The sequence below is a fragment of the Curtobacterium flaccumfaciens genome (assembly GCF_004361695.1).
In the GTDB taxonomy this organism is placed as follows: Bacteria; Actinomycetota; Actinomycetes; order Actinomycetales; family Microbacteriaceae; genus Curtobacterium; species Curtobacterium flaccumfaciens_B.
In genome coordinates this window covers 287669-314323 of sequence record NZ_SNVW01000003.1, presented here as the reverse complement: position 1 = coordinate 314323, position 26655 = coordinate 287669, and the positions used below count along the sequence as shown (strand labels likewise).

Here is a 26655-nt window from a genome sequence, read left to right as displayed (position 1 = left end):
CGGGCGTGGGCGCGCGGGCGCGCGGCGCACAACCGAAGTCACGCGGAGCCGTGGAATCGCGCGGTTCGGCGGCACTTCGGTTGTGCGAAGCGCCCGCCGCCGCCGGCGGAGCGCCCGCCGCCACCTGCGGAGCGCCCGCCACCACCGGCGCCACACCCCGCCGCCACCCGGAACGCGAGAGGATGAGCGCGTGAAGCGCGGGAAGCTGCGGGTCCTGCTCGGTGCGGCGCCCGGTGTCGGCAAGACGTTCACGATGCTCGAAGAGGGGCGTCGCCTGCTCGACGAGGGTCGCGACGTGGTCGTCGCCGTCGTCGAGACCCACGGCCGCGCCGCCACCGCCGCGCTGGTCGACGGGCTCGAGGTGGTTCCCCGCCGCGTCGTCGAACACCGCGGCGTGACGCTCGACGACATGGACCTCGCGGCCGTGGTGGCGCGGGACCCGGACGTCGCACTGGTCGACGAGCTCGCCCACACGAACGCCCCCGACGGCCCGCACGAGAAGCGCTGGCAGGACGTCGAGGCACTGCTCGCCGCCGGCATCGACGTCATCTCGACGGTCAACGTGCAGCACATGCAGTCCCTCGGCGACGTCGTCCGCGAGATCACGGGGACCGTGCAGCGCGAGACCGTGCCCGACGCGGTGGTGCGTGCGGCCGACCAGATCGAGGTCGTGGACCTCGCCCCGGCCGCACTGCGCGAGCGGCTGTCGGACGGGCTCGTGTACCCGGCCGCCCGCATCGACGCGGCCCTGTCGAACTACTTCCGGCTCGGCAACCTCACCGCTCTGCGCGAGATCGCCCTGCTCTGGCTCGCCGACGAGGTCGACGACGCCCTGAAGGCCTACCGCGCCGAGCACGGCATCGACCACCGCTGGGAGACCCGCGAACGGGTGCTCGTCGCCCTGACCGGCGGTCCGGAGGGCGAGACGCTCCTCCGGCGCGGTGCACGCATCGCCGCCCGGAGCGCCGGTGGGGAACTCGCCGCGGTGCACGTCACCACGAACGACGGGCTCCGCGAACGGCACCCCGGTGCCCTCGGCACGCAGCGGGCCCTGCTCGAACAGCTCGGCGGGACCTACCACCAGGTGGTCGGCGACGACGTGCCGACGACCCTCGTGCGGTTCGCGAAGTCGATCGACGCGACGCAGATCGTCATCGGGGTGAGCCGCCGCACCCGTGTCGCCGCAGCGCTGACCGGCCCGGGCATCGGCAACACGGTCATCCGGGAGTCCGGCGACATCGACGTGCACGTCGTCACGCACGAGCGCGCCGGCGGCGGCTTCGCCCTGCCGAAGCTCGGCGGCAGCCTGTCCCGCAGCCGGGTCGTCGCCGCGTTCGTGCTGTCCCTGGTGGCCGGTCCGCTGCTCACCTGGCTGCTGTCGTTCAGCACCGACGAGGACTCCATCACCGTCGACGTGCTCGCGTACCAGCTCCTCGTGCTCGTCGTGGCGCTCGTCGGCGGGATGTGGCCGGCGGTGTTCACGGCCGTGCTGTCCGGGCTGAGCCTCGACTTCTTCTTCGTGCAACCCCTGCACCGGGTGACGGTGCAGCAGCCCTGGCACCTGGTCGCCCTCGTCATGTACGTCATCAGCGCGGTGCTCGTCAGCTTCGTGGTCGACCGGTCCGCCCGCCGGTCCCGCGCGGCACGACGGGCCGCAGCGGAGTCCGGACTCCTCGTCGGGATCGCCGGCAGCGTCCTCCGCGGCGACGACGCCCTGCAGGCACTCCTCGACCGGACCCGTGAGGCCTTCGGCTTCGCGGGCGTCCGGATCCGCCAGGGCGACGAGGTCCCGGCCGCGTCGGGGACGTTCGGCGAGACGCCGGACGCGTCCACGCGCCTCCCGTCCGGTGCCGTCCTCGAGTTCGCAGGCGCCCCCGACGACCCGACCCAGCGACGGTTGCTGCGCGTCGTCGAGCAGCAGCTCGACGCAGCCGTCGAGCACCGCGAGCTGACCCGCACCGCGGTCGACGCGGAACGGATCGCGGCGGCGGACCGCGTCCGCAGCGCCATCCTCGCGGCCGTCGGCCACGACGTGCGACGACCGATCGCGGCCGCTTCCGCGGCCGTGCAGACCCTCCGTGCGTCCGACATCGAACTGTCGCAGGCCGACCGGGAGGCGCTGCTCGCGACCGCCGACGAGAGCCTGCGTCAGCTGGCGGTGCTGTTGGCCGACCTGCTGGACGTCAGCCGCGTGCAGGCCGGGGTGCTCGCCGTGACCCCGGTCCCGCTCGCGCTCGAGACGGTGGTCGCACCCGCCCTCGACGAACTCGAGCTCGGCCCCGACGACGTCGACCTCGACCTGCCCGCGGAGCTACCGCCGGTCCTCGCAGACGCCGTGCTGCTGCAGCGGGTCGTCGTGAACCTGCTCGCCAACGCCGCCCGGTACGCCCCCGAGGGCACCCGGGTCCGCATCGCCGCGAGCGCGTTCGGCGGCGGTGTCGAACTGCGCGTCACCGACCACGGCCCCGGCATCCCCGAGGACCGCCGTGGCGAGGTGTTCCAGCCGTTCCAGCGCCTCGGGGACACGGACAACGACACCGGCCTCGGGCTGGGGCTGGCGCTCGCCCGCGGTTTCACCGAGGGCATGGGCGGCACGATCGAGGTCGACGACACCCCGGGCGGCGGACTCACCGTGGTGGTGCGCCTGCCGATCGCCGGGCACGTGGGAGTGGAGGCGCGGAGCGCATGAAGGTCCTGATCGCCGACGACGACGCCCAGCTGGTCCGGGCGCTCGCCGTGACGCTCGCCGCCCGGGGCTACGACGTGGTCACCGCGCGGGACGGCCGGGCCGCCATCGACTCGGTCATCACCGAGCGGCCCGACCTGGTGCTCCTCGACCTCGGGATGCCCCGGCTCGACGGCATCGAGGTGCTCGAGGGGGTCCGGGCATGGTCGCAGGTGCCGGTGCTCGTGCTCTCCGGCCGGACGGACTCGTCGGACAAGGTCGACGCGCTCGACGCCGGCGCGGACGACTACGTGACGAAGCCGTTCCAGATGGACGAGCTGCTCGCCCGGCTCCGGGCGCTCGGGCGACGCCGGGTCGTGGCGTCCGAGGAGACCCCGACGATCACGATCGGCTCGCTCGTCGTCGACCTCGTCGCGAAGCAGGTCACCCCCGAGGACGGTCCTGCGATCCGCCTCACCCCGACGGAGTGGCGGCTGCTCGAGGTGCTCGTCACGAACCCCGACCGGCTGATGACCCGCGAGATGCTCCTCACTGAGGTCTGGGGCCCGACCCACGGCAGCGACTCGGGGTACCTCCGGCTCTACATGGCGCAGCTGCGACGGAAGCTCGAGCCGGACCCGTCGCACCCGCGCTACCTCGTCACCGAGTCGGGCATGGGGTACCGCTTCACGCCCGCCGGCTGACCCTCGATCAGCCTCGAGAGCTGACGGCGGCGAGCTCGGCCCGGGTCCGGGCGCCGTGCTTCCGGAGCAGGTTCGCCACGTGGTACTTCACCGTGTTGAGGCTGATGCCGAGCCCGTCGGCGATCTCGCGGTTGCCCACCCCGGTGGCGACGAGCCGGAGCACGTCCTGCTCGCGCGGGGTCAGCCCGGACGCGTCCGGCGCCGCGAGCTGCCCGGCCGGCGGGTCGAGCGGGATCGTGATGTCGAGCACCGACCCCCACCCGGCCGTCGAGTCGACCCGCAGTGCCCCGTCGAGCGCGACGACCCGTTCGGCGATCGGTCGCATGGCGTCGTCGTGGGCGTCGAGCGTGCCGGCACCGTCGTCGCGCAGCTGCATGAGCAGGTTGCGTCCGTCGCAGTCCCACTGGATGCGCACGCGTCGCGCGGCACCCTCGTCGACGAGGGCGAGCACCGCCGTCCGGACGATGGCGCGGGCACTGTGCGCGACGTCCCCCGGGAGCGCCCGCCCGGTCGCCGGCGGCTCGACGAACTGCACGTCGAGGTCCCCGAAGCGGACCAGGGGGCGCAGGTCGGCGCGCAGCCGCGAGAACGCACCCGTGACCGGTTCGAGGAGCGCCCCGCGCTGCCGGTCCGTCACCGTCCGCAGGTCGACGAGTGCGGCCGAGGCGATCTCGACGGCCTCGGCACGCGCCGCGGCGTCGCCCACCCGGGGCGACCGGAGGACGGCGAGCACGGACTCCAGGGTGAGGGCGTGCCGGTCCGCCTGCTCGGCGACGGTCCGGGTGGTCTCCGCCAGCGCGAGCCGACCTGCTGGGTCGAGCCGCGCCTCCAGGTCGTCGACGTCCTGCGGGTCGCTCGCTGCCTCGGTCACGCGACCCACCGTACGGCTCCCACCCGACCGGGTGGGGCCACCCGAACGGACGGGGACCCTGCCGTGTCGGGTAGCGGCGCGGACCGAGCGGGCCGACCAGGCTCGACGGCATGCGCGAAGCCACCGTCACCGATGCCCTCGCCCTGATCGTCCACGAGGCCGAGGGGCTCGACGACCGCGTCCGCGGCGACACGGACGCCGCACTCGACCTGCTCGAACGGTCCGAGCGCGTGTTCGTGCACGGCGCCGGCCGCTCCGGACTCGCACTCAGGATGACGGCGATGCGGCTCATGCACCTCGGACTCGCGGTGCACGTCGTGGGCGAGGTGACCACGCCGGCCATCCGCCAGGGCGACGTCCTGCTCGTCGCGAGCGGCTCCGGGACGACGGGCGGCATCGTGCAGGCGGCGCAGACCGCGACCGACGTGGGCGCGGCCGTCCTGGCGGTCTCCACGACCGACGAGTCGCCCCTGGCCGACCTCGCCACGGTGGTCCTCGTGATCCCCGCGGCGACGAAGACCGACCGCTCCGGATCCGCCTCCGGCCAGTACGCCGGCAGCCGGTTCGAGCAGGCACTCGTCCTGCTCGGCGACGCACTCTTCCACGCCCTGTGGACGCGGAGCGGACGCTCCGCGGACGACCTGTGGCCCAGCCACGCCAACCTCGAATGAAAGGCACACCCATGCAGCTCCAGTTCGCCATGGACACCCTGACCACCGAAGCCGCCCTCGAGCTCGCCGCCGCGGCCGCGCCGCACGTCGACGTCCTCGAGCTCGGCACGCCCCTGATCAAGAGCGCCGGCCTGTCCGCCGTCACCGCGATCAAGCAGGCGCACCCCGACAAGATCGTGTTCGCCGACCTCAAGACGATGGACGCCGGTGAGCTCGAGGCGGACATCGCGTTCTCCGCGGGTGCCGACCTCGTCACCGTCCTCGGGGTCGCCGGCGACTCGACGATCGTCGGCGCCGTGAAGGCTGCCGAGAAGCACGGCAAGGGCATCGTGGTCGACCTGATCGGCGTCGCCGACAAGGCCGCCCGCGCCCGCGAGGTCGTCGCGCTCGGCGCCGAGTTCGTCGAGGTGCACGCCGGACTCGACGAGCAGGCGGAGGAGGGCTTCACGTTCTCGACGCTGCTCGACGCCGGCAAGGAGTCTGGTGTGCCCTTCTCGATCGCGGGCGGCGTGAACGCCTCGTCGATCGCCTCGGTGCAGGAGTCCGGTGCGCGCATCGCCGTCGCCGGCAGCGCCATCTACAGCGCGTCGGACGTCGGCGCCGCCGCTGCCGAGCTGCGCGCCGCGATCAGCGAGTCCGCCGCGGTCTGACGCGTCCGGTCGGGGCCGGCCGCGGCCGGCCCCGGCCCCGACCCCGGCCCCGGCCTCGACCCCGCAGCCCCGCAGCCCGCGAGCCCGCAGGCGCGTCGCACCCCGGTAGCGTCGGGGCGTGACGATCGAGCTGCTCCGGGTGACCGCGGACGACTGGGAGGCCTGGCGTGCCGTCCGGCTCCGGGCGCTCGCCGACGCCCCCGAGGCCTTCGGCTCGACCCTGGCGGACGGGGCCGAGGCGCCCGAGCACCGCTGGCGGACACGGCTGTCGCTGCCCGGAGCGCTCGACCTCGTCGTCCGCCTGGGGGACCGGTGGGTGGCCCTCGCCAGTGGCGTCCCCGACCCCGACGACCCCGCGCGCGCCGAACTCATCTCGATGTGGGTCGACCCCGTGGTGCGCGGGCAGGGCGTCGCCCGGATGCTGATCGACGCGATCGCACACTGGGTCACGGCGACGGGAGCGACGACCCTCGAGCTCTCCGCGATGCCCGACAACGCCGTCGCCCGTCGTGCCTACGAGCGGAACGGCTTCGCCGCCCTCGACGAACCCGGCGATCCGCTGCCGGACGGTCGGGCCGAGGTCGTCATGCGCCGTACGGTGGGCACATGAACCGAGCTCTCCGCTGGACCGCCTGGGTCGTCGCCGTGATCGTGCTGCTCGCGGTGGTGTTCCTCGTCTGGGCGAACATCGTCATGCAGGGCACGCGGAGTGCGGCGCTGCAGGTCTGGCGTGACGACCGGGTGTCCGTGCGCGACGCCGGTGACTCCGTGGTGATGGCCCCGACCGGCGACGCGAACGGCGTGGGCATCGTGTTCATCCCCGGCGCGAAGGTGGACCCGTACGCGTACATGGCGACGTTCCGGCAGGTCGTCGCGTCCGGCACGACGGTCGTGATCACGAAGCCGACGCTGCACCTCGCGTTCTTCGACACGCGTGGGCTCTCGACGTTCGAGGCACACGCCCCGTCGGTCGCGACCTGGGCGGTCGGCGGGCACTCCCTCGGCGGGGTGCGCGCGTGCCAGCTCGCGCCGGACGCCGACGGGCTCCTGCTGCTCGGCAGCTACTGCGCGAACGACATCAGCCGCTCGTACATCGACGTGCTGAGCGTGTCCGGGTCGCGCGACGGGCTGTCGACCCCGGCGAAGGTGGACGCGGCACGGCACCTGCTGCCGTCGACTGCGACGATGACCGAGGTCACGGGGGCGAACCACGCCGACTTCGGTGCCTACGGCGACCAGCCGGGGGACCGGACGGCGACCATCAGCCGGGCCGAGGCCCGTGCGCAGATCGGCGACGCCGTCGAGGAGTGGGTGCGGGGCCTGCGCTGAGTCCGACGGACGGCCGGGTGGCGGGGGCGGGTCGCGCCTCCAGTCGGCTGGCCTGCCTGGAGGCGCTGCTCGCGTCCGGTGCGCCCGCCGGCCCGGCGGCGCTGCTCGCGTCCCGTGCGCCTGCCTGCCTGGAGGCGCTGCTCGCGTCCGGTCAGTGGATGACGCCTGCCTCGTGGTCGCGTCCCGACCGACGCCCCGTGAACCGGGCGACGAAGTACAGGACCACGCCGACGGCCAGGAGGACCGCGGCGTAGAGCCAGACCCGCCCACTCTGCTGCGTGAGCAGCAGCACGCAGGACGCGACGCCGAGGACCGGCACGAAGGTCCAGACGCGGAAGTGGTCGTGCTCGACCCGGTCCCGCCGCAGCACGAGGACGGCGACGTTCGTGCTGATGAACACGAAGAGCAGCAGGAGCACGACGGTCTCGGCGAGGACCCCGACGTCCCCGACGAGCGTCAGCAGCATCGCGACGACGGTGGTCGCGACGATCGCCGTCCACGGCGTCTTCCGGTTCGGCAGGACCTTCGCGAGCACGGCGGGCAGGAGCCGCTGCTCGGCCATGCCGTACGTGACGCGGCTCGCCATGATCATCGTCAGGAGCGCGCCGTTCGCGACGGCGACGAGCGCGATCAGGCTGAACACCCAGTCCGGGATCGGCACCCCGGTGGCCGAGACGACCGCGAGCAGCGGCCCCGTCGAGTCGGAGAGCTCCGACGCGGGGAGGGCGATCGCGCTCGCGAGGGCGACGAGCACGTACACGACGCCGGCGGTGGCGAGGGCGCCGAAGAGGGCCTTCGGGTAGACGCGACGGGGTTCGCGGACCTCCTCGGCGATGTTCGCCGAGGTCTCGAACCCGACGAACGAGTAGTACGCGACGATCGCCGCGCTGAGCGTCGCGAGTGCCGGGTTCGCCTCCGCCGGGAACGCCCCGATGCGGGAGACGTCACCGCCACCGCCACCGAGCATCACGGCGACGACGACGATCACGATCACCAGGCCGGAGACCTCGATGATCGTCATCACGACGTTGCTCCTGAGCGAGTCGGAGATGCCGCGGGCGTTCAGGCACGCGATGAGTGCGAGGAAGACGATCGCCGTGGGCACGGGCGGCAGGTCGACGAACGTGCCGAGGTAGTCGCCGGCGAAGGCGAGCGACAGGCCCGCGGCGCTGGTGACGCCGGCGGCCAGCATGCTGAAGCCGACGAGGAACGAGACGATCGGCGACCGGTACGCGCGCTCGGCGAACACCGCGGCGCCGCCGGCCTTCGGGTACTTCGTGACGAGCTCGGCGTACGACCCGGCGGTGAGCAACGCCAGCAGCAGCGCGAGCACGAGCGGTGCCCAGAGCGCGCCGCCGACGTCCTGCGACAGCGTTCCCATCAGGGCGTAGATGCCGGCGCCGAGGACGTCGCCGAGGATGAACAGGTAGAGGAGCGGGCCGGTGATCGCCTGCTTGAGCTTCGAGCCCTCGGTGCGCTGGCCCTCGGCGGCTGCGGTGTCGCTGGTCATGGTGGTGCCTTCCGTCCCGGCAAGGGTGTCCGTGCGTTCCTCGGAGCCCTCTCAGCAGCGGCTCGGACGCTCCCACCTCCACGGGGAACTGCTCGGTGAACTCTTTCCACACCCGGGACGGCGCGCCTGAACACTGGTCCTGGAGCGGTCCTAGACTCGTCCGGAAGGAACGACGAACCCATGCCAGAAGGGCTGCACATGACGACGCCGGACCGGCGCACCCCCGCACGACTGGCAGACCAGCGCGCGCTGCTGTTCGACCTCGACGGGGTGCTCACGCCCACCGCCGACGTGCACATGCGGGCGTGGAGCCGACTCTTCACGCCGTACCTGGCCGCGCACGGCGTCGCGCCGTACACGGAGCAGGACTACTTCGCGTACATCGACGGCAAGCCCCGCTACGACGGGGTCCGCTCCCTGCTGGAGTCCCGCGGCATCGACCTGCCGCAGGGCACCCCCGACGACGACCCCGACGCGGACACCGTCTGCGGGCTCGGCAACCGGAAGAACGCCGAGTTCACCGCCGAGCTGACCGAGCACGGCGTCGAGCCCTACCCCGGGTCGCTCCGGTTCCTCGTCGCCGCCATCGACGCCGGGTTGTCCGTCGCGGTGGTCTCCAGCTCCGCCAACGCCACCCAGGTGCTCCGCACGGCCGGCATCCTCGAGCGCTTCCCGGTGGTCGTCGACGGCCTCGTCGCGCGCGAGGACGGGCTCGCCGGCAAGCCCGCGCCGGACACCTACCTCGACGCCGCCAGCCGCTTCGGGCTCACCGCGGCCCAGTGCGTCGTGGTCGAGGACGCCACGAGCGGTGTCGAAGCCGGCCGGAACGGCGCGTTCGGGCTCGTCATCGGCGTCGACCGCGGCGCCGGCGCGGACGCGCTCCGCGAGCACGGTGCCGACGTCGTCGTGCGCGACCTCGACGAACTGGTCGACCAGCTGCCCCCGTCGACGGTCGCAGCGCCGACCACGAGCACGACGTAGGCCGAACGGCCAGGGCGATCCGCGCCTCCTGGCAGTCCCGCACCCCACTCTCCCTCCTTCCCCACGGAGCAGCATGAACCCCATCACCTCGGACCCCCTCGACCGCGTCCGGTACCCGATCGACGAGTGGGCGCTCGTCGAGACCGAGTACTCGCCCGACGAACAGGGCGTCGCGGAGACGAACTTCGCGGTCGGCAACGGGTACCTGGGCCTCCGCGGCAACCTCGACGAGGGCCGCGGCGGCGTGCAGTACGGCACGTACGTCAACGGCTTCCACGAGACCTGGCCGATCCGTCACGCCGAGGACGCCTTCGGCTTCGCGAAGACGGGGCAGACGATCATCAACGCACCCGACGCGAAGGTGATCCGGCTCTACGTCGACGATGAACCGCTCGTGCTCGCCGAGGCGGACATCCTCCGGCACACCCGGCGGCTCGACTTCCGCGGTGGCTACCTGTTCCGCGAGACCGAGTGGTCCACGCCGTCCGGCAAGCGCGTGCTCATCCGGTCCCGCCGTCTGGTCTCGTTCACGGACCGGCACCTGGCTGTCATCGACTACGAGGTGACCGTGCTCGACGCGGACGCCTCGATCCTGCTGTCCAGCCAGATCCTCAACCGGCAGGACGTGCAGGACGAGTACCACGCCGGCATGCGGGCGGCGGCGAACGCCTTCGACCCGCGCAAGGCCGAGGCCTTCACGGAGCGTGTGCTCGAGCCGAAGCTGAAGCGCAGCACGGGCGGGCGTTCCCTGCTCGGCTACCAGGCGGCGAGCTCCGGCATGACGATCTGCGTCGGTGTCGAGCACCACCTCGAGACCGAGAACAGCTGGGACGAGTCCTCGTCGATCGAGGACGACCTCGCGAAGCAGGTGTACCGGGTGCAGGCGCGCGCTGGTCAGCCCATCCGGCTGGTCAAGCACGTGGTGTACCACACCTCCCGCGGCGTGCCGGCGCGCGAACTCGCCGACCGCTGCGACCGCACGCTCGACCGCGCCCACGCCGAGACGGTCGACGAGACCTTCGCGAAGCAGCGCCTGTGGATGGACGACTACTGGGCCCGGTCCGACGTCGAGATCGCCGGGCAGCCGGAGATCCAGCAGGCCGTCCGCTGGAACCTGTTCATGCTCGCGCAGGCCACCGCCCGCACCGACGGGCACGGCATCGCGGCGAAGGGCGTGACCGGCTCCGGGTACGGCGGACACTACTTCTGGGACATGGAGATCTACGTCCTGCCGTTCCTGTCCTACACGGCGCCGATCGTCGCCCGGAACGCGCTGCGGTTCCGCTACAACATGCTCGACGCCGCCCGCGCCCGGGCTCGTGAGCTCAACCAGCACGGCGCCCTGTTCCCGTGGCGGACGATCAACGGCGAGGAGTCCAGCGCGTACTACGCCGCCGGCACCGCGCAGTACCACATCGACGCCGACATCGCCCATGCGCTGATGCAGTACGTCCGCGCCTCGGACGACCGCGAGTTCCTGAAGCGCGGTGCGATCGACATCCTCGTCGAGACCGCCCGCCTGTGGGAGGACCTCGGGTTCTGGCGCTCCAACGGCGACAAGAAGTTCCACATCGACGGCGTCACCGGTCCGGACGAGTACACGACCGTCGTCGACGACAACCTCTACACGAACGTGATGGCGCGGGCGAACCTCTGGTTCGCGGTGAACGCCTGCCGTGAGCTCGCGGCCGACGACCCGGAGGAGTACGACCGCATGGTGCGGCGGACCGGGCTGCAGGCGCAGGAGATCCGCGACTGGGAGCACGCCGCCGAGTCGATGGAGATCCCCTTCGATCCGCACCGTGGCATCCACCCGCAGGACGCCCAGTTCCTCGACAAGGAACTCTGGGACCTCGAGAACACCCCGGAGAGCAAGCGGCCGCTGCTGCTGCACTACCACCCGCTGGTGATCTACCGGTTCCAGGTGCTCAAGCAGGCCGACGTCGTGCTCGCACTGTTCCTGCAGGGGCACGAGTTCACCGCCGCCGAGAAGCGCCGCGACTTCGACTACTACGACGCCCTGACGACGGGTGACTCCACGCTGTCGGCGGTCGTGCAGTCGATCATGGCGGCCGAGGTCGGCTACCACGACCTCGCCCTGCAGTACTTCCAGACGGCGCTCTACGTCGACCTCGCCGACCTGCACGGCAACACCACCGACGGCGTGCACATCGCGTCGACGGGTGGCATCTGGGGCGGGCTCGTCAACGGGTTCGGCGGCATGCGGGACCACGGCGGGCGGATGACCTTCAACCCGCGCCTGCCGAAGGACTGGGACCGCCTGACCTACCGCTTGACGGTGCGGGGGTCGCGGATCCGTGTCGACCTCGAGGAAGAGCGGATGACCTTCACGGTCGAGACCGGCTCCGGCTTCACGGCGTGGGTGCACAACCAGCAGTGGGACATCACCGCCGGTGAGCCGACGATCGTTCCGCTGCCCCACCACGGCCCCCGGATGACCGGTCGCGCCCCGACGACGAGCGACATCCAAGGCACGCTCCGCGCCGACGGGTCGGTCGTCACCGCGTCGATCCCGACGATCTCCCTCGACCGCGACCTGGAGCCCGACGAGGCCACCGCCTGACCCGGGCCGTCCGGCCGGCCGCTTCCTGGTGCCCAGCACCGTGGGGGAGCGGGCGCCGGTCAGCCGGCGACGAGCTCGACCTTGAACCGCTCCGCGTCCTCGAGGAAGGCTGCGTGGTGGTCCGGTCCGCCGGCGTTCGGGTGACGGTCCTCGTACAGGCGACGCCAGCCGTGCTCGGGTGCGGCGGCCCACAGACGTGCGACCTCGGCCCGGTCGCCGGCGTGGAACGCGAGGTGGCTGAGCCCCGGTCGGCGACGGTCGTTCGTGCCGTCCATCGGCGCGGCCTCGAGGACGACGTAGGTGTCACCGGCTCGCCAGCTCCGGCCGTCCTCCCACCGCTGGAAGGGCACGTACCCGAGCTCCCCGAGGAGCCATCCCCAGGCGGGTCCGGCCGCGTCGAGGTCGGCCGTCCGGAGCTCGACGTGGTGGAGGGCGCCGCGCGTCACAGCAGTTTCCGGAGGGTGTTCGCGTTGCGGGTCGTCGTCGTCCGCTTGAAGCGAGCGGCGCCAGCACGCTTCGCGAACACCGTGTCCGTGCTGGCGCCCTTCGGGCACGACCAGTAGACGACTCCGGCGCCGCGGGCGACCCGCTCGACCGAGTCGTCGAGCCGCAGGTCGTCGAGGAGGTCGTCGAGCACGGCGTCGTCGGAGCCGAAGAGCACGTAGTCGTGGCGGTCCTCGGCGGACCCGAACGGGAACCCGTCGAGGATCGCGGCCAGGGCATCGTGCGGTACGAGCACGATCCACGCGTCGTACCCGAACCGGTCGCGGAGTGCCGACTCGATCGTCGCCGTGAGCTCCGGCAGCGCGCCGTCCGCCGTGAACACCACGTTGCCCGACGCGAGCACCGTCCTGACGTCGGCGTACCCGAGTTCGCGGAAGAGCGCCGCGAGGTCCGCGCTCCGGATCGTGATCCCGTTGACGTTCACCCCGCGCAGCAGCGCGACCCACCTGGCCATGCCGGAACCGTACCGCGCGCCCGTCGCGGGGCGCGCCTCCCGTCCTCGCGGAGCGGCGCGGCTCGGGCGTCCGTCGCACAACGGAAAGCACCGCGCGCCGTCGAATCGCGCGGTTCCGATGCACTTTGGTTGTGCGTTGTGCGTTGTGCGTTGTGCGTTCTGGGCTGTGCGCCGTGCGCCCCGGCTGTGACCCGCACTTCGGAGCAGCTGCAGCCCGGGTCCGGTAGACGGGACCCATGACGAACGACGACGCCCAGGGCAACGACGAGCAGGGACCGGACGAGCAGCACCAGGTGCCCGAGGGGGTGTCCGAGGCCACCGTCGAGGCGCTCGGCACGCTGTCGGCAGCCGTCGAGGTCATCGAGCACGCCCGCGGCCTGCTCTACGGGTTCCAACGACTCACCGGCACGGCCGACCTCAACCTCGGCGAAGCCGTCGAGCAGCTGCGGAAGGCGGGCCACACCGAGCTCGCGGACCGGATCGAGACGGAGCTCATCGGCCGGAACGTCATCGCCGGGCGGTGGACGTTCCAGGTCGTCGAGGACTACGACGACGGCTACTACGCCCTGGCCAAGGAGCTCGAACGGACCGCGCGCGACGAACTCGTGCAGGGCCGCCGGCACCTCTTCGAGGCGGGCATGAAGGAGGACCGGCGCACGCAGGGGCACCGCCACCACGAGGCCCAGCCGGCCGACCTGCCGGGCTGATGCCTCAGCCGACGCCGAGCACGGCCTCCAGCGGCCCGCGGGCGAAGTACAGCAGGAAGCCCGCGGCGACGACGTAGAGCAGCCACGACACCTCGCGCCCACGGCCGGACAGCAGCTTGATGAGGACCCAGCTGATGAAGCCCGCGCCGATGCCGTTCGCGATCGAGTAGGTGAGCGGCATGATCACGATCGTCAGGAACGCCGGCAGTGCGGCACCGAAGTCGGTCCAGTCGATGTCCTTCACCTGCGCCACCATGAGCGCACCGACGACGACGAGTCCGGCGGCGGCGACCTCGAGCGGGACGACCTGGGTCAGCGGCGTGAGGAACATCGACGCCAGGAACAGCAGGCCGGTGACGACCGAGGCCATGCCGGTCCGGGCCCCCTCGCCGATGCCGGCGGCGGAGTCGATGAACACCGTGTTCGACGACACCGAGGCGCCACCACCGGCGATCGCGCCGGCACCCTCGACGACGAGCGCCGACTTCAGCCGCGGGAACGTGCCGTCGGGCTTCGCGACCCCGGCGGCCTTCGCGAGCCCGGTCATCGTGCCCATGGCGTCGAAGAAGTTCGTGAAGACGAGCGTGAAGACGAGCATCGACGCCGCGATCGGGCCGATGCGGGTGAACGCCCCGAAGACGTCGGCGTGCCCGACGAGCGACAGGTCGGGGACGGCGAACAGCGCGCTCGGCAGCCCCGGAGCGTTGAGGTTCCAGCCGGTGGGGGAGTCGACCGAGGTGGGGACCTTGAAGATCGCCTGCAGGATGATCGCGATGATCGTGGTGGCGACGATGCCGATGAGCAGCGCGCCCTTGACCTTGCGGGCCATGAGCGTGCCGATGATGACGAGCCCGATCAGGAACACGATGGTCGGCAGCGCGGCCACGGAGCCGTCCTCACCGAGCTGCAGCGGCGGCGACGCGTTCTTCGTGGTGCGCACGAAGCCGGAGTCCACGAGCCCGATGAAGGCGATGAACAGGCCGATGCCGACCGTGATCGCGGCCTTGAGCTGCGGCGGCACCGCGGTGAAGATCATCGTCCGGATGCCCGTGAGCGCGAGGATCACGATGACCACACCGTTGATGACGACGAGGCCCATCGCCTCGGCCCAGGTGACCTGGTGGACGACGCTCACGGCGAGGAACGAGTTGATCCCGAGCCCCGCGGCGATGCCGAACGGCAGGTTCGCGATGAGGCCCATCGCGATCGTCATGAGCCCGGCGACGAGACCGGTCGCGGCGGCGACCTGCGCGTTCTGCAGCCAGCCCCCGAGGACGTCCTGCGGCGCCTGGTCCTGGCTGAACCCGCCGAGGATGAGCGGGTTGAGGATGACGATGTACGCCATGGTCACGAAGGACACGAGACCGCCGCGGATCTCGCGGGGGATCGTCGAGCCGCGGTGCGTGATGGAGAAGTAGCGGTCGAGGCCGGTCGCGAAGCGGTTCCGGGGCGTGGTGTCGGTCTGCGGGGCGCTCACCGAGGAAGTTTAGAGGACGCTGGGATCCGGGCGCGTCACAGCATGTCCACAGGTTGACGGCACGGGTCGCCCCCGAAGGTCGTCGGCCGGGAGGCGCGCCTCGCCTCCTCGGGGGACGTCCCGCTGGGCAGGCGCTCGCGTTCTCGGGCCGCGGCTGGTGTTGGATGAACAGGTGACGTCACGCATGGACCGTGCCCGCGTCGAGGCCGCCGTGCGCGAACTCCTCCTGGGCATCGGCGAGGACCCGGACCGACCCGAGCTGGTGCGCACCCCCTCCCGGGTCGCCGACGCGTACGCGGAGTTCTTCGCCGGGATCGGCACGGACGCCGTCGCGATCGCCCGGAACGGCACGGTGCACGCCGAGGACGGCGACCGCGGACAGCTCGTCATCGTCCGCGACGTGCGCTTCCGCTCGGTCTGCGAGCACCACCTGCTGCCCTTCACCGGGGTCGCGCACATGGCGTACGCGCCGGGTGACCGCCTCATCGGGCTCGGCACGCTCTCACGGGTGCTCGACGCGGTGGCCTCCCGTCCGCAGCTGCAGGAGCGCCTCGGGGAGCAGGTCGCCGCGACGATCGCCGAGGGGCTCGGTGCCGTCGGGGTCCTCGTGGTGCTCGACGCGCAGCACCAGTGCGTCACGACACGGGGTGAGCGGCAGTCGGCGTCGACGACCGTGACCGTCGCGGCGACGGGCACCTTGTCCGACGCGGCCGGTCGTGCCGAGGCGATCGCGCTGATCGGGGCCGGCGTCCGCAGTGGGGCCGACCACGAGGCGGGCGCATGACGACGGAGCGGGCCGAGCCGCGCCTCCCGGCCGTGTCCACCGCACCCGGCTGGGTGGTGCCGGACCTGCGCGAACCCGTCCGCACCATCGGCCGGCGGACCTTCGACTTCGACCACCGCATCGCGGTGATGGCCATCGTGAACCGCACGCCGGACTCGTTCCACGACCGCGGGGCCACCTTCGCGCTGGACCGCGCGGTCGAGGCCGCCGTCCGCGCAGCCGACCAGGGCGCCGACTGGGTCGACATCGGCGGCGTGAAGTTCGCACCCGGCCCGGAGCTGCCCGCCGCCGAGGAGATCGACCGTGTCGTCCCGGTGGTCCGGCAGCTCGCGCAAGAGTCCGATGTCACGATCAGCGTCGACACCTTCCGCCCCGAGGTCGCCGCCGCCGCCATCGCGGCGGGGGCGAGCGTCGTGAACGACACCACAGGCCTGTCCGACCCGCGGATGGCGGCGGTCGTCGCGGACTCGGACGCGACCATCGTCATCACGCACTCGCTCGCCGAACCCCGGCGGCCCCTCGCGGCACCGCCGCAGTACGACGACGTCACGGCGTCCGTCGTCGGGTTCCTGCGGGACCGCGTCGACCGGGCGCTCGCCGCGGGGATCCCGGAGTCGCGGGTGATCGTCGACCCGGGCCACGACCTCAACAAGAACACCGTGCACACGCTCGAGCTGACGCGCCGCCTGCCCGAGGTCGTGGCGCTCGGGTACCCGGTGCTCGCGGCGGTCTCGAACAAGGACTTCGTCGGCGAGTCGCTCGGCCGGCCCCGGGGCGAGCGCCTGGCGGGGTCGCTCGCGGTCGCCACCGTGAGCGCGATGCTCGGCGCCCGGATCGTGCGGATGCACGACGTCGCCGAGAGCGTCGACGCGATGCGGATGGTGGAGGCGACGCTCGGGTGGCGCGCCCCGGTGGAAGCGAGGCACAACACGTGAACGTCCTGCCCCCTGCAGTCGCGGAGCTCTCCGACGACGACCTGCTCGCGCTGTACACGGCCGACGTCCCGACGGGCGCCTGGCTCCGGGTCAACTTCGTCACGACGCTCGACGGCTCCGCCTCGGCCGCCGGTACGACGGGCTCGCTCGGCGGCCCCGACGACCTGCGCGTGTTCGACCTGCTGCGCCGGGTGGCCGACGTGGTGCTCGTCGCCGCCGGCACCGTGCGCGACGAGGGCTACGGGCCGATGGTGCTGCACGACGCCGACGTGGCCTGGCGCCGCGCCCACGGGAAGCCCGACCACCCGGTGTTCGCGCTCGTATCCGGATCGCTGTCCCTCGACCCGGCGTCCCGGGTGTTCACCGAGGCACCCGTGCGACCGATCGTGCTGACCTCGGCGTCCGCAGCAGCCTCCGCGCGGGGCGAGGCGCTGGCCGCCGTCGCGGACGTCGTGCCGTGCGGCGACGACACGGTCGACCCGGTGCTCCTCCGGGACGCGCTGGTGTCCCGGGGACTCGCGGCGATCCACTGCGAGGGCGGCCCGTCGTTCTTCGGCGCCCTGGTGGCGGCGGACCTCGTCGACGATCTCACCCTGACGATCGACCCGACGCTCGAGGGCGGCGCCGGACCGCGGATCACGCGCGGTTCCTCGCCGGAGCTGCGACGGATGCGGCCGGCGCACGTGCTGCGCGGCCGGGGCGACGTCCTCCTCACCCGGTACGTCCGCGCACGCTAGGGTCGCCTGCGTGATCGACATCGTGGCGTCCGGGGTCCTCTTCGACATGGACGGGACGCTCGTCGACTCGACCGCGGTGGTCGAGGCCACCTGGACCCGCTTCGGGCAGCGGCACGGGATCGACCCCGACGAGATCCTCGCGTTCTCGCACGGACGCCAGGCGATCAGCACCGTGCAGCGGTTCCTGCCCGACCTCGACCTCGACGAACAGCTGCGCGTCGCCCAGTCCCTGGTCGACGAGGAGAGCGCGAGCACCGAGGGCATCTTCGAGATCCCCGGTGCCACGGCCTTCGTCGAGCGGCTCCTCGCCGCCGGCGTCCCGGTGGCGCTCGTTACGAGTGCGCCGCGCGACCTCGCCGTGGGCCGGATGGCCGCCGCAGGGCTCTCGATGCCCGCGGCGTTCGTGCCCTCCGAGGACGTCGAGCACGGCAAGCCGCACCCGGACGGGTACCTGCGCGGGGCGGCGCTACTCGGGGTCGACGCCACCGACTGCGTGGCGTTCGAGGACGCCCCCGCCGGGCTCGAGGCTGCCATCGCCTCCGGGGCCACCACGGTCGTGGTCGGGCCGCTCGAGGCCGAGGTCACCGCGGGCCTGTACCGAGTCACCTCGTACGACGGCATCACGGTCGAGCCCGAGGGCTCGGCGTTCCGCATCCGCGGCTGACCGGGCGCGGCCGGTCCGTCAGCCGGGCGCGATGCGGCTGACCGGGCTGGACCGGGCGCGGCGGAGCGCGCCGCCGCGACCCGGGCGTGGCCGGTCGGTCGGTCAGCCGAGCGCGACGGGGCGGGCCGTGCGGAGCACCGCCGGGCCGAGGGCGAGCACGCCGTCGGACTCCGGGTCGCACCGCACGCCGCCCCGTCCGCGCATCGCCCGGAACGCGCCGGGCGCCACCTCGTGGTCCATCCACGCGCACGGGTTCGCCGGCCGGTACCCGCGGAACCGGACGGGACCGCCCGCACCGGGGCTCTCCAGCGAGAACGGCTCGCCGCGCAGCGCCTCGACGTCGGCCCCGCGCAGGAACACGTTCCGCCGGGTCGCCGCCGGATCCACCGTCACGCCGAGGTCCTCGCCCACGGCCTCGAGCGACTCGAGCGCGATCACCGTGACCGAGGCGTGCACGTGCGCCCGCGAGCCGAAGTACCGGTCGCCGACGATCCCGAGGCCCGTGCGCAGGTCGACGTGGTCCCGTCGTTCGTCCGGGTCCGACGGCAGCACGGGCAGCGCACCGTCCGCCGGTCGGCCCTCGTAGCGGTGCCGCCGGGACACCAGGAGCATCGCGATCTCGACGTCGGTCCGGAAGGGCAGGTCGCCGGGCCCGGCCACGTCGTCCACGGAGGTCACGCAGGCCACGCTAGCCGTGCCTCCCGGCCGTCGCCCGTGCCGCACCGACGGCGGACGCACGCCGCACCGACGGCGGCCGCACCCCGCACTGCCCTGTCCGATTTCCGCCAGTGACGCGTCGGTGGGACGTGTCAGGCTGTGCCCATGACCACCCTGGACACCGACGCGGGGCACGACGCACTGCACGCCGAGCGGCACCGCGCCGTCGCCTCCCGCGACGCCCGGTTCGACGGCCAGTTCGTCACCGCCGTGCACTCCACCGGCATCTACTGCCGGCCCAGCTGCCCGGCGCGCACGCCGAAGGTCACGGGCGTCACCTTCTACCGGACGAGCGCCGCGGCGCACCTCGCCGGCTTCCGCGCCTGCAAGCGGTGCCTGCCCGAGGCGACCCCCGGCAGCCCGGAGTGGGACCTGCGCGAGGACGTCGCCGGCCGCGCCATGCGCCTGGTCCTCGACGGCGTCGTCGAGCGCGACGGCGTCCCCGGACTCGCCGCACGCGTCGGGTACTCGGAGCGGCAGCTGAACCGCATCCTCACCGCGGAGCTCGGCGCCGGACCCAAGGCGCTCAGCCGGGCGCACCGCGCGCAGACCGCGCGGACCCTGCTGACCTCGTCGGACCTGCCCATCGCGGACGTCGCGTTCGCCGCCGGGTTCGCGAGCGTGCGCCAGTTCAACGAGACCGTGCGCGAGGTCTTCGCCGTCACCCCCTCCGAGCTGCGCGCACGACGGACGCTGCAGCCCGTCACCGACGGCGCCCTGCACGTGCACCTGCCGGCGCGCGCGCCGTTCGACGTGCAGGGCCTGCTCGACTGGCACGCGCTGCACGCGCTGCCCGGGCTGGAGCAGGTGGGTCTCGACACCGCGGGGCGGGTCACGTCCTACGGGCGGTTGCTCGACCTGCCTGGAGGCGCGGCACACGTCACCGCGTCGGCCGCCGTCCCCGACGCGGCCGGCCGGGGCACGGCGCCGAGGGGGACCGGGATCGACCTGCGGGTGCGGGTCTCCGACCTCTCTGACCTGCCGACGCTCGTCGCGCGGATGCGCTCCTTCTTCGACCTCGACGCCGACCCGGTCGCCGTCGACGCGGTGCTCGGCGCGGTCCCGGCACTCTCGGACGTCGTCGCGCGGGTGCCCGGCATCCGACTCCCCGGCGCGGTGGACCCGCACGAGGTCGTCTTCCGGACGCTGATCGGCCAGCAGGTCTCGGTCGCGGCAGCCCGCACCGCGCAGACCCGGCTCGTCGCCGCACTCGGGACACCGGTGTCGGCGGCGCTCGTCGACGGTGGCCTGCTGTTCCCGGACGCAGCGACGATCGCGGAGCGTGGGCGCGACGTCCTGCGTGGCCCCGCGGCCCGGGTCGACACGATCGTCCGCGTCGCCACGGCGCTCGCCGACGGGTCGCTCGTGGTCGACGGTGGGCAGTCGCTCGACGACCTCCGTGCGGGGCTCCTCGCGGTGAAGGGCATCGGCCCCTGGACCGCCGACTACGTGGCACTCCGGGTGCGGCACCACCCGGACGTGTTCCTCCACAGCGACCTCGCCGTCCGCAACGGTGCACAGGAACTCGGACTGCCCGGAACGGCGCGCGAGCTCTCCCTATGGTCTGAGCAGGTGGCGCCGTGGCGGAGCTACCTGACGATGCACTGCTGGCGGCCGATCATCGATCGCGCCGTCGCGGCGGGTGCCACCGCACACGCCGCCAGTGCCCTGACTGCCCTCCGGAAGGAAGAACGATGACCGACGCGACCATCCAGACCCTGGACACCCCAGACGGACCCTTCACCGTGCTCGAGGACGCCGAGGGTCGTGTCCTCGCCTCCGGGTGGACGGACGACGTCGAGCGCATCCTCGGGCGCCTCGCCGACAAGCACCGACCCGAACGCGTCACGGACGGACGGGTCGCCTCGGCCGACGCCGTGGACGCCTTCTACGCCGGAGAGGTCGAGCACGCCATGCAGGTGCCCGTGCGGCAGTTCGGCACCGAGCTCTTCGCCGAGGGGTGGCGGCAGCTCCGGCTGATCCCGGCGGGCGGGGTGCTCACGTACACCGAGTTCGCGTCCGCGATGGGCCGACCGGACGCTGTCCGTGCCGCCGCGAGCGTGTGTGCCCGGAACGCGCCGGCCCTGTTCGTGCCGTGCCACCGCGTGCTCCGGACCGACGGCACACTCGGGGGCTTCGCCTGGGGGCTCGACGTCAAGCGATCACTGCTGGAGCGGGAGTCGGTCGGGACCACGGCGCTCGTCTGAGTTGTACAAAACGCTCTAGAATGTACAGGTGAGCGAAGTGTCGATCTCGGAAGCACGAAGCCGGCTGGCGTCGATCATCGACGACGCCCGTCACGAACCGGTCTACCTCACGCGGCGCAACAAGCGGGTCGCGGCGGTGGTGGACGCGGACGTCCTCGATCGGTTGCTCGAAGCGGCGGAGGACCTGGACGACCTCAGGGCCGTCGAGGAAGCACGCATCGAGAGCGAGCGCATCGGCGGCGAGAACGTCAAGTGGGAGGACCTCAAGCGCGAACTCGGCATGGGATGACCTACGCGATCGAGTTCGAGCCCAGCGCTGGCCGGGCGATCCGGAAGCTGCCGCCGAACGCCAGACGCCTGGTCGAGGGCGTCCTGGCGATCCTCGCCGAAGAGCCGCGGCCGCCCGCGGCGCGTCGGCTCGTCAACAGTCCGGAGTGGCGCGTGCGCGTCGGCGACTACCGGGTGATCTACCTCATCGACGACGGACGGCTCGTGGTGGTCGTCGTCCGCGCTGGTCACCGGCGGGAGATCTACCGCGACCGCTGACGGATCGTGGGCGCTGCGCATGCAGGAGCGCTGAGCGTCCAGGAGCAGTGCGTCCTCAGCGACGCTGTGCGTTCCACTCGTCGAGCAGGTCCGGGATGCGGCGCTGGACGAACCGGAAGAACCCGGCCATGTCGAGCACGCGCTCCCGGGCGGCCGGCACGTCGAGCGACGCCGCCGTGGTCTCCGCGACCGAGGCGAGCCGTTCGTACAGCGCCTGGTTGTTGACCGACGCGGCGTACCAGGCGTGCTCGGGCAGCTCGTACACGTACCGACGGTCTCCGGCGACGCGCTGCCGGGTCATCATCCCGACCGTCTGCAGGTAGCGGACCGCACCGGACACGGCGGCGGGACTGACGTCGAGCGCCGTCGCGAGTTCGGCGGCGGTGAGCGCTGACGACTCGCTGGTGAGCACCGCGACGAGGGCGGCGGCGGGCATCCGGGGGAAGCCGGCGTCCGCGAAGGCCTCGACGAGACGGTTCGCCTCCGGCGTCACGGGCGGGTCTCCTGGCGACGAGCGAGCACGAGGGCGACGATACCGAGGAACGCTGCGATGCCGAGCAACCACCATGCCCCGGCCCAGTCGACGTGCGCGGCTGGGACACCCGGCGTGTGGGTGAACGGGCTGACCTGCCGCGCCCAGTCCGGCACCCGGAGCAGGCCGCCGAACTGGCCGAGCAGGAGCGCGACACCGAGTGCGACCCAGACGAGCCACCCGGCGATCCTCGGGAGCACGACCCCGACGACGGCTGCGAAACCGATGAGCACGAGCGCGGCGGGGAGCTGTGCGAGGCCGGCCGCGACGGTCGACCAGAACCGGTCCACCCCGGTCGCGACGAATGTCAGCCCGCCGACGACACCGGCCGCGAGCGCCACAGCGACCGCAGCGCCGACCCCGATGCCGAGCCACTCCGCGAGGCGCCGGACCCGTCCGACCGGGGTGGCGAGGAGGAGCTCGGAGCGGCCGTCCCGGTCGTCCTCGGCTGCCCGGCTCAGTGCTCCGATCCCGGCGGCGGCAGCGAGGATCGAGGTGATCCCGACCACCGCGGCGACGAACTCGTCGAGCAGGGCCCCTCGGCCACCGGGCACCAGGGTCTCGAGCAGCCCCGTCACCGACGAGTCGGCGCCGATCGCGTCGATCGCGGTGGTGCCGAGGCCGCCGGCGAACGCCCCGAGGACCGCCCCACCGACTGCCCAGGCGACCACGGTCGTCCGGTGCAGGCGCCAGGCGAGGCCGAGCGACGTCCGGAGTCGACCGTCCGCCGGCCCCGGTCGCTCCCGGAGGAGACTCGCGCCGAGGTCCCGTCGGCCGCGCACCACGAGCGCCGTCGTGACGCCGGCGATCGCCACGACCAGGCACGGCACGAGCGGACCCCAGTCCTGTCGGGTGAAGGGGAAGACGTGCTGCCCCCACCCGATCGGGCTCAGCCAGCTCGGCCAGGCACTCGTCACCGTGAGTCCGTCGGCGCTCCGGGTACCGACGGCGTCCCCGGCTGCGCGGAGCAGGGAGGTCGCGGCGACGACCCCGACGCCGATCGCGTTCGTCGCCCGGGAGGTCGGCGCGATCTGCGCCACGACGACGGCGACCCCGGTGTAGGCGAGCCCGACGCACGTCGCCGCGAGCCCGGCGAGGACGGAGCCCGACACCGGCAGCCCACCGGCGGCGAAGCCGACCGTGACGAGCAGGCCGAGCAGGACGTTCGCCGCTGCGGAGACCCAGACCGCGGCGACGAGTGGGCTGCGGCGGTGTACAGGGCCCGCGAGCAGGAGCTCGGCACGCCCGCTCTCCTCGTCCTGTCGGGTCTGCCGACTCACCAGGAAGACGGACATCAGGCCGGCGACCAGTCCGAGGTACGTGAAGATCTCGAAGAACGCGTACGCGCCCTCGTCGGTGCCGTCCGGGACACCACGGATGGCCAGGAGGCTCGGGGTCGCGGTGATCAGCTCGACGAGTGTCCGACGTTCGGCGGCGTCGCCGAACGCCTGCGGGACGGCCGCGGCGGTCGCGGCGGCGAGCAGCCCCGCGACGATCGCCCAGACGGGGACCCGGACCCGTTCACGACGGAACGCGGTCCCGACGACGTTCACCGCTCCTCCGGGCCGTAGTGGCGGAGGAAGAGCTCCTCGAGCGACGGCGGCTCCACCGTGAGCGCCTCGACGCGGTGTCCGTCCAGTGCTGCGATCACCCCGGCGACCGCCGAGGCCTCGGCGCCGAAGCGGAGCGTGCCGTCCTCGGCGACCAGGTCGTGGACGCCCGGCAGGACCCGGATCCGGTCGGGAGACGCATCGGTGGTGACCGTCACGGCACTCCGGGTGAGGTGTCGCATGCCCGCCAGGGTGCCCTCCTCGACGACCCGTCCGGCGCGGACGATCGTCACCCGGTCGCAGAGCGCCTCGACCTCGCTCAGGACGTGGCTGGACAGCAGCACGGTGGCTCCCTCGGACCGGACGCGGCGGACCTCGGCGCGGAACACCTCCTCCATGACGGGGTCGAGGCCGCTCGTGGGCTCGTCGAGCAGGTACAGGCGGGCCGGCCGGGCGAACGCGCCGATGAGCGCGACCTTCTGCCGGTTGCCCTTCGAGTACGAGCGCGCGTGCTTGCGGGTGTCGAGGTCGAAGTCGCGGACCAGCCGCGCACGGAGCTCGGACACTGCACCACCACGAAGCCCCGTGAGCAGGTCGATCGTCTCGCCGCCGGTCAGGTTCGGCCAGAGTGCGACGTCGCCCGGCACGGACGCGAGGTCGGCGTGCACGGCCACGGCGTCCCGCCAGGGGTCGCGGCCGAACACCTGCACCGTGCCCCCGCTCGCTCGGAGCAGCCCGAGCAGCACCCGGATCGTCGTCGACTTGCCGGCGCCGTTCGGCCCGAGGAACCCGTGCACCGACCCCGCCGTGACCCGGAGGTCGAGTCCGTCGAGGGCGCGTGTGCGTCCGAAGGTCTTCACGAGCCCGGAGGCCATGACCACATCGTCCATGACGGGCACGATACACCTGATTCACGATTGTGTGAATCGTGGCCGCCGACCCCGTGTTCTCCCCCTGGTTGCGGGTGTCGACGGGCACGCTCCGGGCTGTCATGCTCGACACAACCGACCCGCCAGGACCAGACCCGAAGGACCAGACGCCTGCGATGCAACGCGGTCGAACCACCTTCGAGGAACCCATGGATCAGCACGTCGACCGCACGGTCGTCTCCGCGGACGGGACGGTGCTCGCCGTCTCGGACGACGGGACCGGTCCTGCGCTCGTCGTCGTCGGCGGCGCCTTCGACCACCGGGGCACCCCGGCCGTCGAACGGCTGACCGCCGAACTCCGCGACCGGTACCGCGTCATCACCTACGACCGCCGCGGCCGGGGTGCGAGCGGCGACGCCGGGCCGTGGGCGATCGAGCGTGAGGTCGAGGACCTCGCCGCGGTCGTGGCCGGCGTGGACGGACCGGTGACCGCGCTCGGCATGTGCGTCGGCGCGGGGGTCGTGCTGCACGGCCTCGCGGGCGGCGTGCCGATCGACGCCGCGGTCCTCCACGAACCGCCCTACCGTGCGACGGTCGATCCGCACGCCGACGACGTGGTGTTCGCCGACGTCCTCGACGAGCACGTCGCCGCCGGCCGTCGGGCCCAGGCCGTCCGGGCCTTCCTCGCGCAGGTGCTCGGCGTCCCGATGGGCCAGATCACCGCGCTCCGGCTCAGGGGGGCGCTGTGGCGATCCCTGGTCACCGACGCACACGTGCTCAGCCGCGACGTCCGGGCGCTCAACCTGCTGGCGGTGCCCGACCGGGTGGCTGCGTCCGTCGGGGTCCCGGTGCTCGTCACCGCGGGCACCGAGGGCCTGGAGTGGATGCGTCAGGCCGCCCGCGCCGTGGTCGAGGCCGTGCCGGGCTCGGAGTACGCCGAACTGCCGGGCCAGGGGCACGTCGCCGAGCCCGAGGCGATCGGCATCGTGCTCGACCGCTTCACCGCACGGGCCGCCGCGCGGGGCTGAGCGGCCGGGCCTGCGAGGATGGTGCGGTGAACGCACCTCGCCTCGGCCTCCTGCTCGACGTCGACGGACCCATCGCCAGCCCCGTCTCGCGCACCATCGCGATCCCGAGCATCATCGCGGACCTCGTCGCGCTCGCCGCCGAGGGGATCCCCGTCGTGTTCAACACCGGGCGCAGCGACGCCTTCATCCGGAGCGAGGTCGTGGGGCCGCTCCTCGCCGGGGGCCTCGCCGCCGGGGGCCGCGTGCACGCTGTCTGCGAGAAGGGTGCTGTCTGGTGCTCGATCGGCCCGCAGTACGAGGGCGGGATGGGTGAGCTCACCGTCGCCGAGGACCTCGCGCTGCCCCGTGACTACGCGGACGAGATGCGCGAGCTGGTGCGCGACGAGTACGCGGACCTGGTGTTCTTCGACGAGACGAAGCGCGCGATGGTGTCGATCGAGCAGCGCGTCGAGGTGCCGAACGCCACGTACCTCGCACGGCAGCCGGAGTTCGACGCGAAGGCGATGGCCGCCCTCGAGCGCCGCGGCCTCGGTGTGCGCCGCCTCGACGACGTCCGACCGGATGCCGACGGCGTCGTGCAGTGGCGCATCGACCCGACGATCATCTCCACCGACGTCGAGTCGGACCGGAGCGGCAAGGACCTCGGGGCCGAGCGCTCCCTCGAGCTCCTCGCGCAGGACGGCGAGCTCCCGCTCGCGTGGCGGACGATGGGCGACTCCCGGAGCGACTACGCGATGGCCGACTGGTTGCACGCCCACGGGCACGACGTGGCGCACGTCGACGTCCGTCCCGCCGACGGGGTGCCGGCGACGCCGTACCCGGTGCTCACCGCACCCGACGGCGTGATCCACGACGATGCCGGAGCCCGCTTCCTGGCGGACTGGCGCCGGTCCGCCTGAGGCGACCCGCGCCTCCAGGCCCACCCGGTCCGGGCGCACCCGGTCCGTGCATGCCGGGTGTTTGCGTGCCGGGCTGGTAC

General features: G+C 72.9%; 28 protein-coding genes. 19 read left to right on the top strand and 9 right to left on the bottom strand.

Annotated elements, in window-relative coordinates:
• Positions 1–190 precede the first annotated feature (190 nt).
• Together EDF64_RS06330 and EDF64_RS06325 are read left to right on the top strand one after the other, a co-directional pair.
• Entirely contained in the window at positions 191–2689 is a 2499-nt protein-coding gene (locus EDF64_RS06330) for an ATP-binding protein (protein WP_133519305.1), read from the top strand.
• Positions 2686–3369, top strand: a complete 684-nt coding sequence (locus EDF64_RS06325) for a response regulator (RefSeq protein ID WP_133519178.1) — start codon at positions 2686–2688, stop codon at positions 3367–3369. Before EDF64_RS06330 ends, EDF64_RS06325 begins: the two co-directional genes overlap by 4 nt.
• A gap of 7 nt (positions 3370–3376) precedes the next feature.
• Here the strand turns inward: EDF64_RS06325 and EDF64_RS06320 are convergent, their stop codons facing one another.
• The gene (locus tag EDF64_RS06320; protein WP_133519177.1) at positions 3377–4240 is read right to left on the bottom strand and encodes a helix-turn-helix transcriptional regulator; all 864 of its coding nucleotides are present in this window, start codon (positions 4238–4240) and stop codon (positions 3377–3379) included.
• A 110-nt stretch (positions 4241–4350) separates the two neighbouring features.
• Here EDF64_RS06320 and hxlB point away from each other — a divergent pair, with 110 nt between their 5' ends.
• The 4 genes from hxlB to EDF64_RS06300 all read left to right on the top strand — a co-directional run bounded on the left by hxlB (position 4351) and on the right by EDF64_RS06300 (position 6890).
• Complete coding sequence (gene hxlB, locus EDF64_RS06315; protein ID WP_133519176.1) at positions 4351–4911, top strand: 6-phospho-3-hexuloisomerase; 561 nt, start codon at positions 4351–4353, stop codon at positions 4909–4911.
• Positions 4912–4922: 11 nt separating this feature from the next.
• Positions 4923–5561: a 3-hexulose-6-phosphate synthase gene (gene hxlA, locus EDF64_RS06310; RefSeq protein WP_133519175.1), complete on the top strand. Its 639-nt coding sequence runs from the start codon at positions 4923–4925 to the stop codon at positions 5559–5561.
• 118 nt (positions 5562–5679) lie between these two features.
• Positions 5680–6171, top strand: coding sequence for a GNAT family N-acetyltransferase (locus EDF64_RS06305; RefSeq protein ID WP_133519174.1), 492 nt, complete (start codon positions 5680–5682; stop codon positions 6169–6171).
• On the top strand, positions 6168–6890 hold the full coding sequence (locus EDF64_RS06300) for an alpha/beta hydrolase (RefSeq protein ID WP_133519173.1): 723 nt from the start codon (positions 6168–6170) through the stop codon (positions 6888–6890). The genes EDF64_RS06305 and EDF64_RS06300 overlap by 4 nt, the downstream gene beginning before the upstream one ends.
• A gap of 151 nt (positions 6891–7041) precedes the next feature.
• Here the strand turns inward: EDF64_RS06300 and EDF64_RS06295 are convergent, their stop codons facing one another.
• Positions 7042–8400, bottom strand: a complete 1359-nt coding sequence (locus EDF64_RS06295) for an APC family permease (RefSeq protein WP_133519172.1) — start codon at positions 8398–8400, stop codon at positions 7042–7044.
• 198 nt (positions 8401–8598) lie between these two features.
• Here EDF64_RS06295 and EDF64_RS06290 point away from each other — a divergent pair, with 198 nt between their 5' ends.
• The gene (locus tag EDF64_RS06290) at positions 8599–9381 is read left to right on the top strand and encodes an HAD family hydrolase (protein WP_133519304.1); all 783 of its coding nucleotides are present in this window, start codon (positions 8599–8601) and stop codon (positions 9379–9381) included.
• Between the two features lie 73 nt (positions 9382–9454).
• Positions 9455–11965, top strand: a complete 2511-nt coding sequence (locus EDF64_RS06285; RefSeq protein WP_133519171.1) for a glycoside hydrolase family 65 protein — start codon at positions 9455–9457, stop codon at positions 11963–11965.
• A gap of 59 nt (positions 11966–12024) precedes the next feature.
• Here the strand turns inward: EDF64_RS06285 and EDF64_RS18420 are convergent, their stop codons facing one another.
• Both EDF64_RS18420 and EDF64_RS18415 read right to left on the bottom strand, forming a co-directional pair.
• A complete protein-coding gene (locus EDF64_RS18420) occupies positions 12025–12411 on the bottom strand; it encodes a VOC family protein (protein WP_208108849.1) in 387 nt (128 codons plus the stop codon).
• Complete coding sequence (locus EDF64_RS18415) at positions 12408–12923, bottom strand: DUF1697 domain-containing protein (protein WP_208108848.1); 516 nt, start codon at positions 12921–12923, stop codon at positions 12408–12410. The genes EDF64_RS18420 and EDF64_RS18415 overlap by 4 nt, the downstream gene beginning before the upstream one ends.
• Before the next feature lie 236 nt (positions 12924–13159).
• On the opposite strand from EDF64_RS18415, the gene EDF64_RS06275 reads away from it, so the two are divergent.
• On the top strand, positions 13160–13630 hold the full coding sequence (locus EDF64_RS06275) for a hypothetical protein (protein WP_133519170.1): 471 nt from the start codon (positions 13160–13162) through the stop codon (positions 13628–13630).
• Between the two features lie 4 nt (positions 13631–13634).
• Here the strand turns inward: EDF64_RS06275 and EDF64_RS06270 are convergent, their stop codons facing one another.
• Positions 13635–15107: an NCS2 family permease gene (locus EDF64_RS06270; protein WP_133519169.1), complete on the bottom strand. Its 1473-nt coding sequence runs from the start codon at positions 15105–15107 to the stop codon at positions 13635–13637.
• A 184-nt stretch (positions 15108–15291) separates the two neighbouring features.
• Here EDF64_RS06270 and folE point away from each other — a divergent pair, with 184 nt between their 5' ends.
• From folE to EDF64_RS06250, 4 genes are read left to right on the top strand one after another with little or no spacing between them, the layout of a single operon-like run.
• Positions 15292–15891: a GTP cyclohydrolase I gene (gene folE, locus EDF64_RS06265; RefSeq protein WP_133519302.1), complete on the top strand. Its 600-nt coding sequence runs from the start codon at positions 15292–15294 to the stop codon at positions 15889–15891.
• Positions 15888–16826, top strand: coding sequence for a dihydropteroate synthase (gene folP, locus EDF64_RS06260; RefSeq protein WP_208108847.1), 939 nt, complete (start codon positions 15888–15890; stop codon positions 16824–16826). Before folE ends, folP begins: the two co-directional genes overlap by 4 nt.
• Positions 16823–17563 carry a pyrimidine reductase family protein gene (locus tag EDF64_RS06255; protein ID WP_133519168.1) on the top strand — a complete coding sequence of 247 codons (741 nt, stop codon included), beginning with the start codon at positions 16823–16825 and terminating at the stop codon, positions 17561–17563. The genes folP and EDF64_RS06255 overlap by 4 nt, the downstream gene beginning before the upstream one ends.
• A gap of 10 nt (positions 17564–17573) precedes the next feature.
• Positions 17574–18227: an HAD-IA family hydrolase gene (locus tag EDF64_RS06250; protein ID WP_133519167.1), complete on the top strand. Its 654-nt coding sequence runs from the start codon at positions 17574–17576 to the stop codon at positions 18225–18227.
• A gap of 102 nt (positions 18228–18329) precedes the next feature.
• Here the strand turns inward: EDF64_RS06250 and EDF64_RS06245 are convergent, their stop codons facing one another.
• Entirely contained in the window at positions 18330–18839 is a 510-nt protein-coding gene (locus tag EDF64_RS06245) for an MOSC domain-containing protein (RefSeq protein ID WP_133519300.1), read from the bottom strand.
• Between the two features lie 210 nt (positions 18840–19049).
• Between EDF64_RS06245 and EDF64_RS06240 the strand changes: the two genes are divergently transcribed.
• The 4 genes from EDF64_RS06240 to EDF64_RS06225 are packed head-to-tail and all read left to right on the top strand — an operon-like array spanning position 19050 to position 21697.
• Complete coding sequence (locus EDF64_RS06240; RefSeq protein ID WP_133519166.1) at positions 19050–20642, top strand: DNA-3-methyladenine glycosylase 2 family protein; 1593 nt, start codon at positions 19050–19052, stop codon at positions 20640–20642.
• Positions 20639–21151 (top strand): methylated-DNA--[protein]-cysteine S-methyltransferase, encoded by a 513-nt coding sequence (locus tag EDF64_RS06235; RefSeq protein ID WP_133519165.1) that lies wholly within the window; start codon positions 20639–20641, stop codon positions 21149–21151. The genes EDF64_RS06240 and EDF64_RS06235 overlap by 4 nt, the downstream gene beginning before the upstream one ends.
• A gap of 28 nt (positions 21152–21179) precedes the next feature.
• On the top strand, positions 21180–21440 hold the full coding sequence (locus EDF64_RS06230) for a type II toxin-antitoxin system Phd/YefM family antitoxin (RefSeq protein ID WP_133519164.1): 261 nt from the start codon (positions 21180–21182) through the stop codon (positions 21438–21440).
• Complete coding sequence (locus EDF64_RS06225; protein ID WP_133519163.1) at positions 21437–21697, top strand: type II toxin-antitoxin system RelE family toxin; 261 nt, start codon at positions 21437–21439, stop codon at positions 21695–21697. Before EDF64_RS06230 ends, EDF64_RS06225 begins: the two co-directional genes overlap by 4 nt.
• A gap of 55 nt (positions 21698–21752) precedes the next feature.
• Here EDF64_RS06225 and EDF64_RS06220 read toward each other — a convergent pair whose 3' ends face one another.
• The 3 genes from EDF64_RS06220 to EDF64_RS06210 are packed head-to-tail and all read right to left on the bottom strand — an operon-like array spanning position 21753 to position 24669.
• Positions 21753–22190, bottom strand: coding sequence for a GbsR/MarR family transcriptional regulator (locus tag EDF64_RS06220; protein ID WP_166645624.1), 438 nt, complete (start codon positions 22188–22190; stop codon positions 21753–21755).
• On the bottom strand, positions 22187–23782 hold the full coding sequence (locus tag EDF64_RS06215) for an ABC transporter permease (protein WP_133519161.1): 1596 nt from the start codon (positions 23780–23782) through the stop codon (positions 22187–22189). Before EDF64_RS06215 ends, EDF64_RS06220 begins: the two co-directional genes overlap by 4 nt.
• Positions 23779–24669 (bottom strand): ABC transporter ATP-binding protein, encoded by an 891-nt coding sequence (locus EDF64_RS06210; protein ID WP_208108846.1) that lies wholly within the window; start codon positions 24667–24669, stop codon positions 23779–23781. The genes EDF64_RS06215 and EDF64_RS06210 overlap by 4 nt, the downstream gene beginning before the upstream one ends.
• Before the next feature lie 188 nt (positions 24670–24857).
• Between EDF64_RS06210 and EDF64_RS06205 the strand changes: the two genes are divergently transcribed.
• Positions 24858–25676, top strand: coding sequence for an alpha/beta fold hydrolase (locus EDF64_RS06205; RefSeq protein ID WP_166645623.1), 819 nt, complete (start codon positions 24858–24860; stop codon positions 25674–25676).
• Between the two features lie 26 nt (positions 25677–25702).
• Positions 25703–26575 carry a hypothetical protein gene (locus EDF64_RS06200; RefSeq protein WP_133519159.1) on the top strand — a complete coding sequence of 291 codons (873 nt, stop codon included), beginning with the start codon at positions 25703–25705 and terminating at the stop codon, positions 26573–26575.
• Positions 26576–26655: the final 80 nt, after the last annotated feature.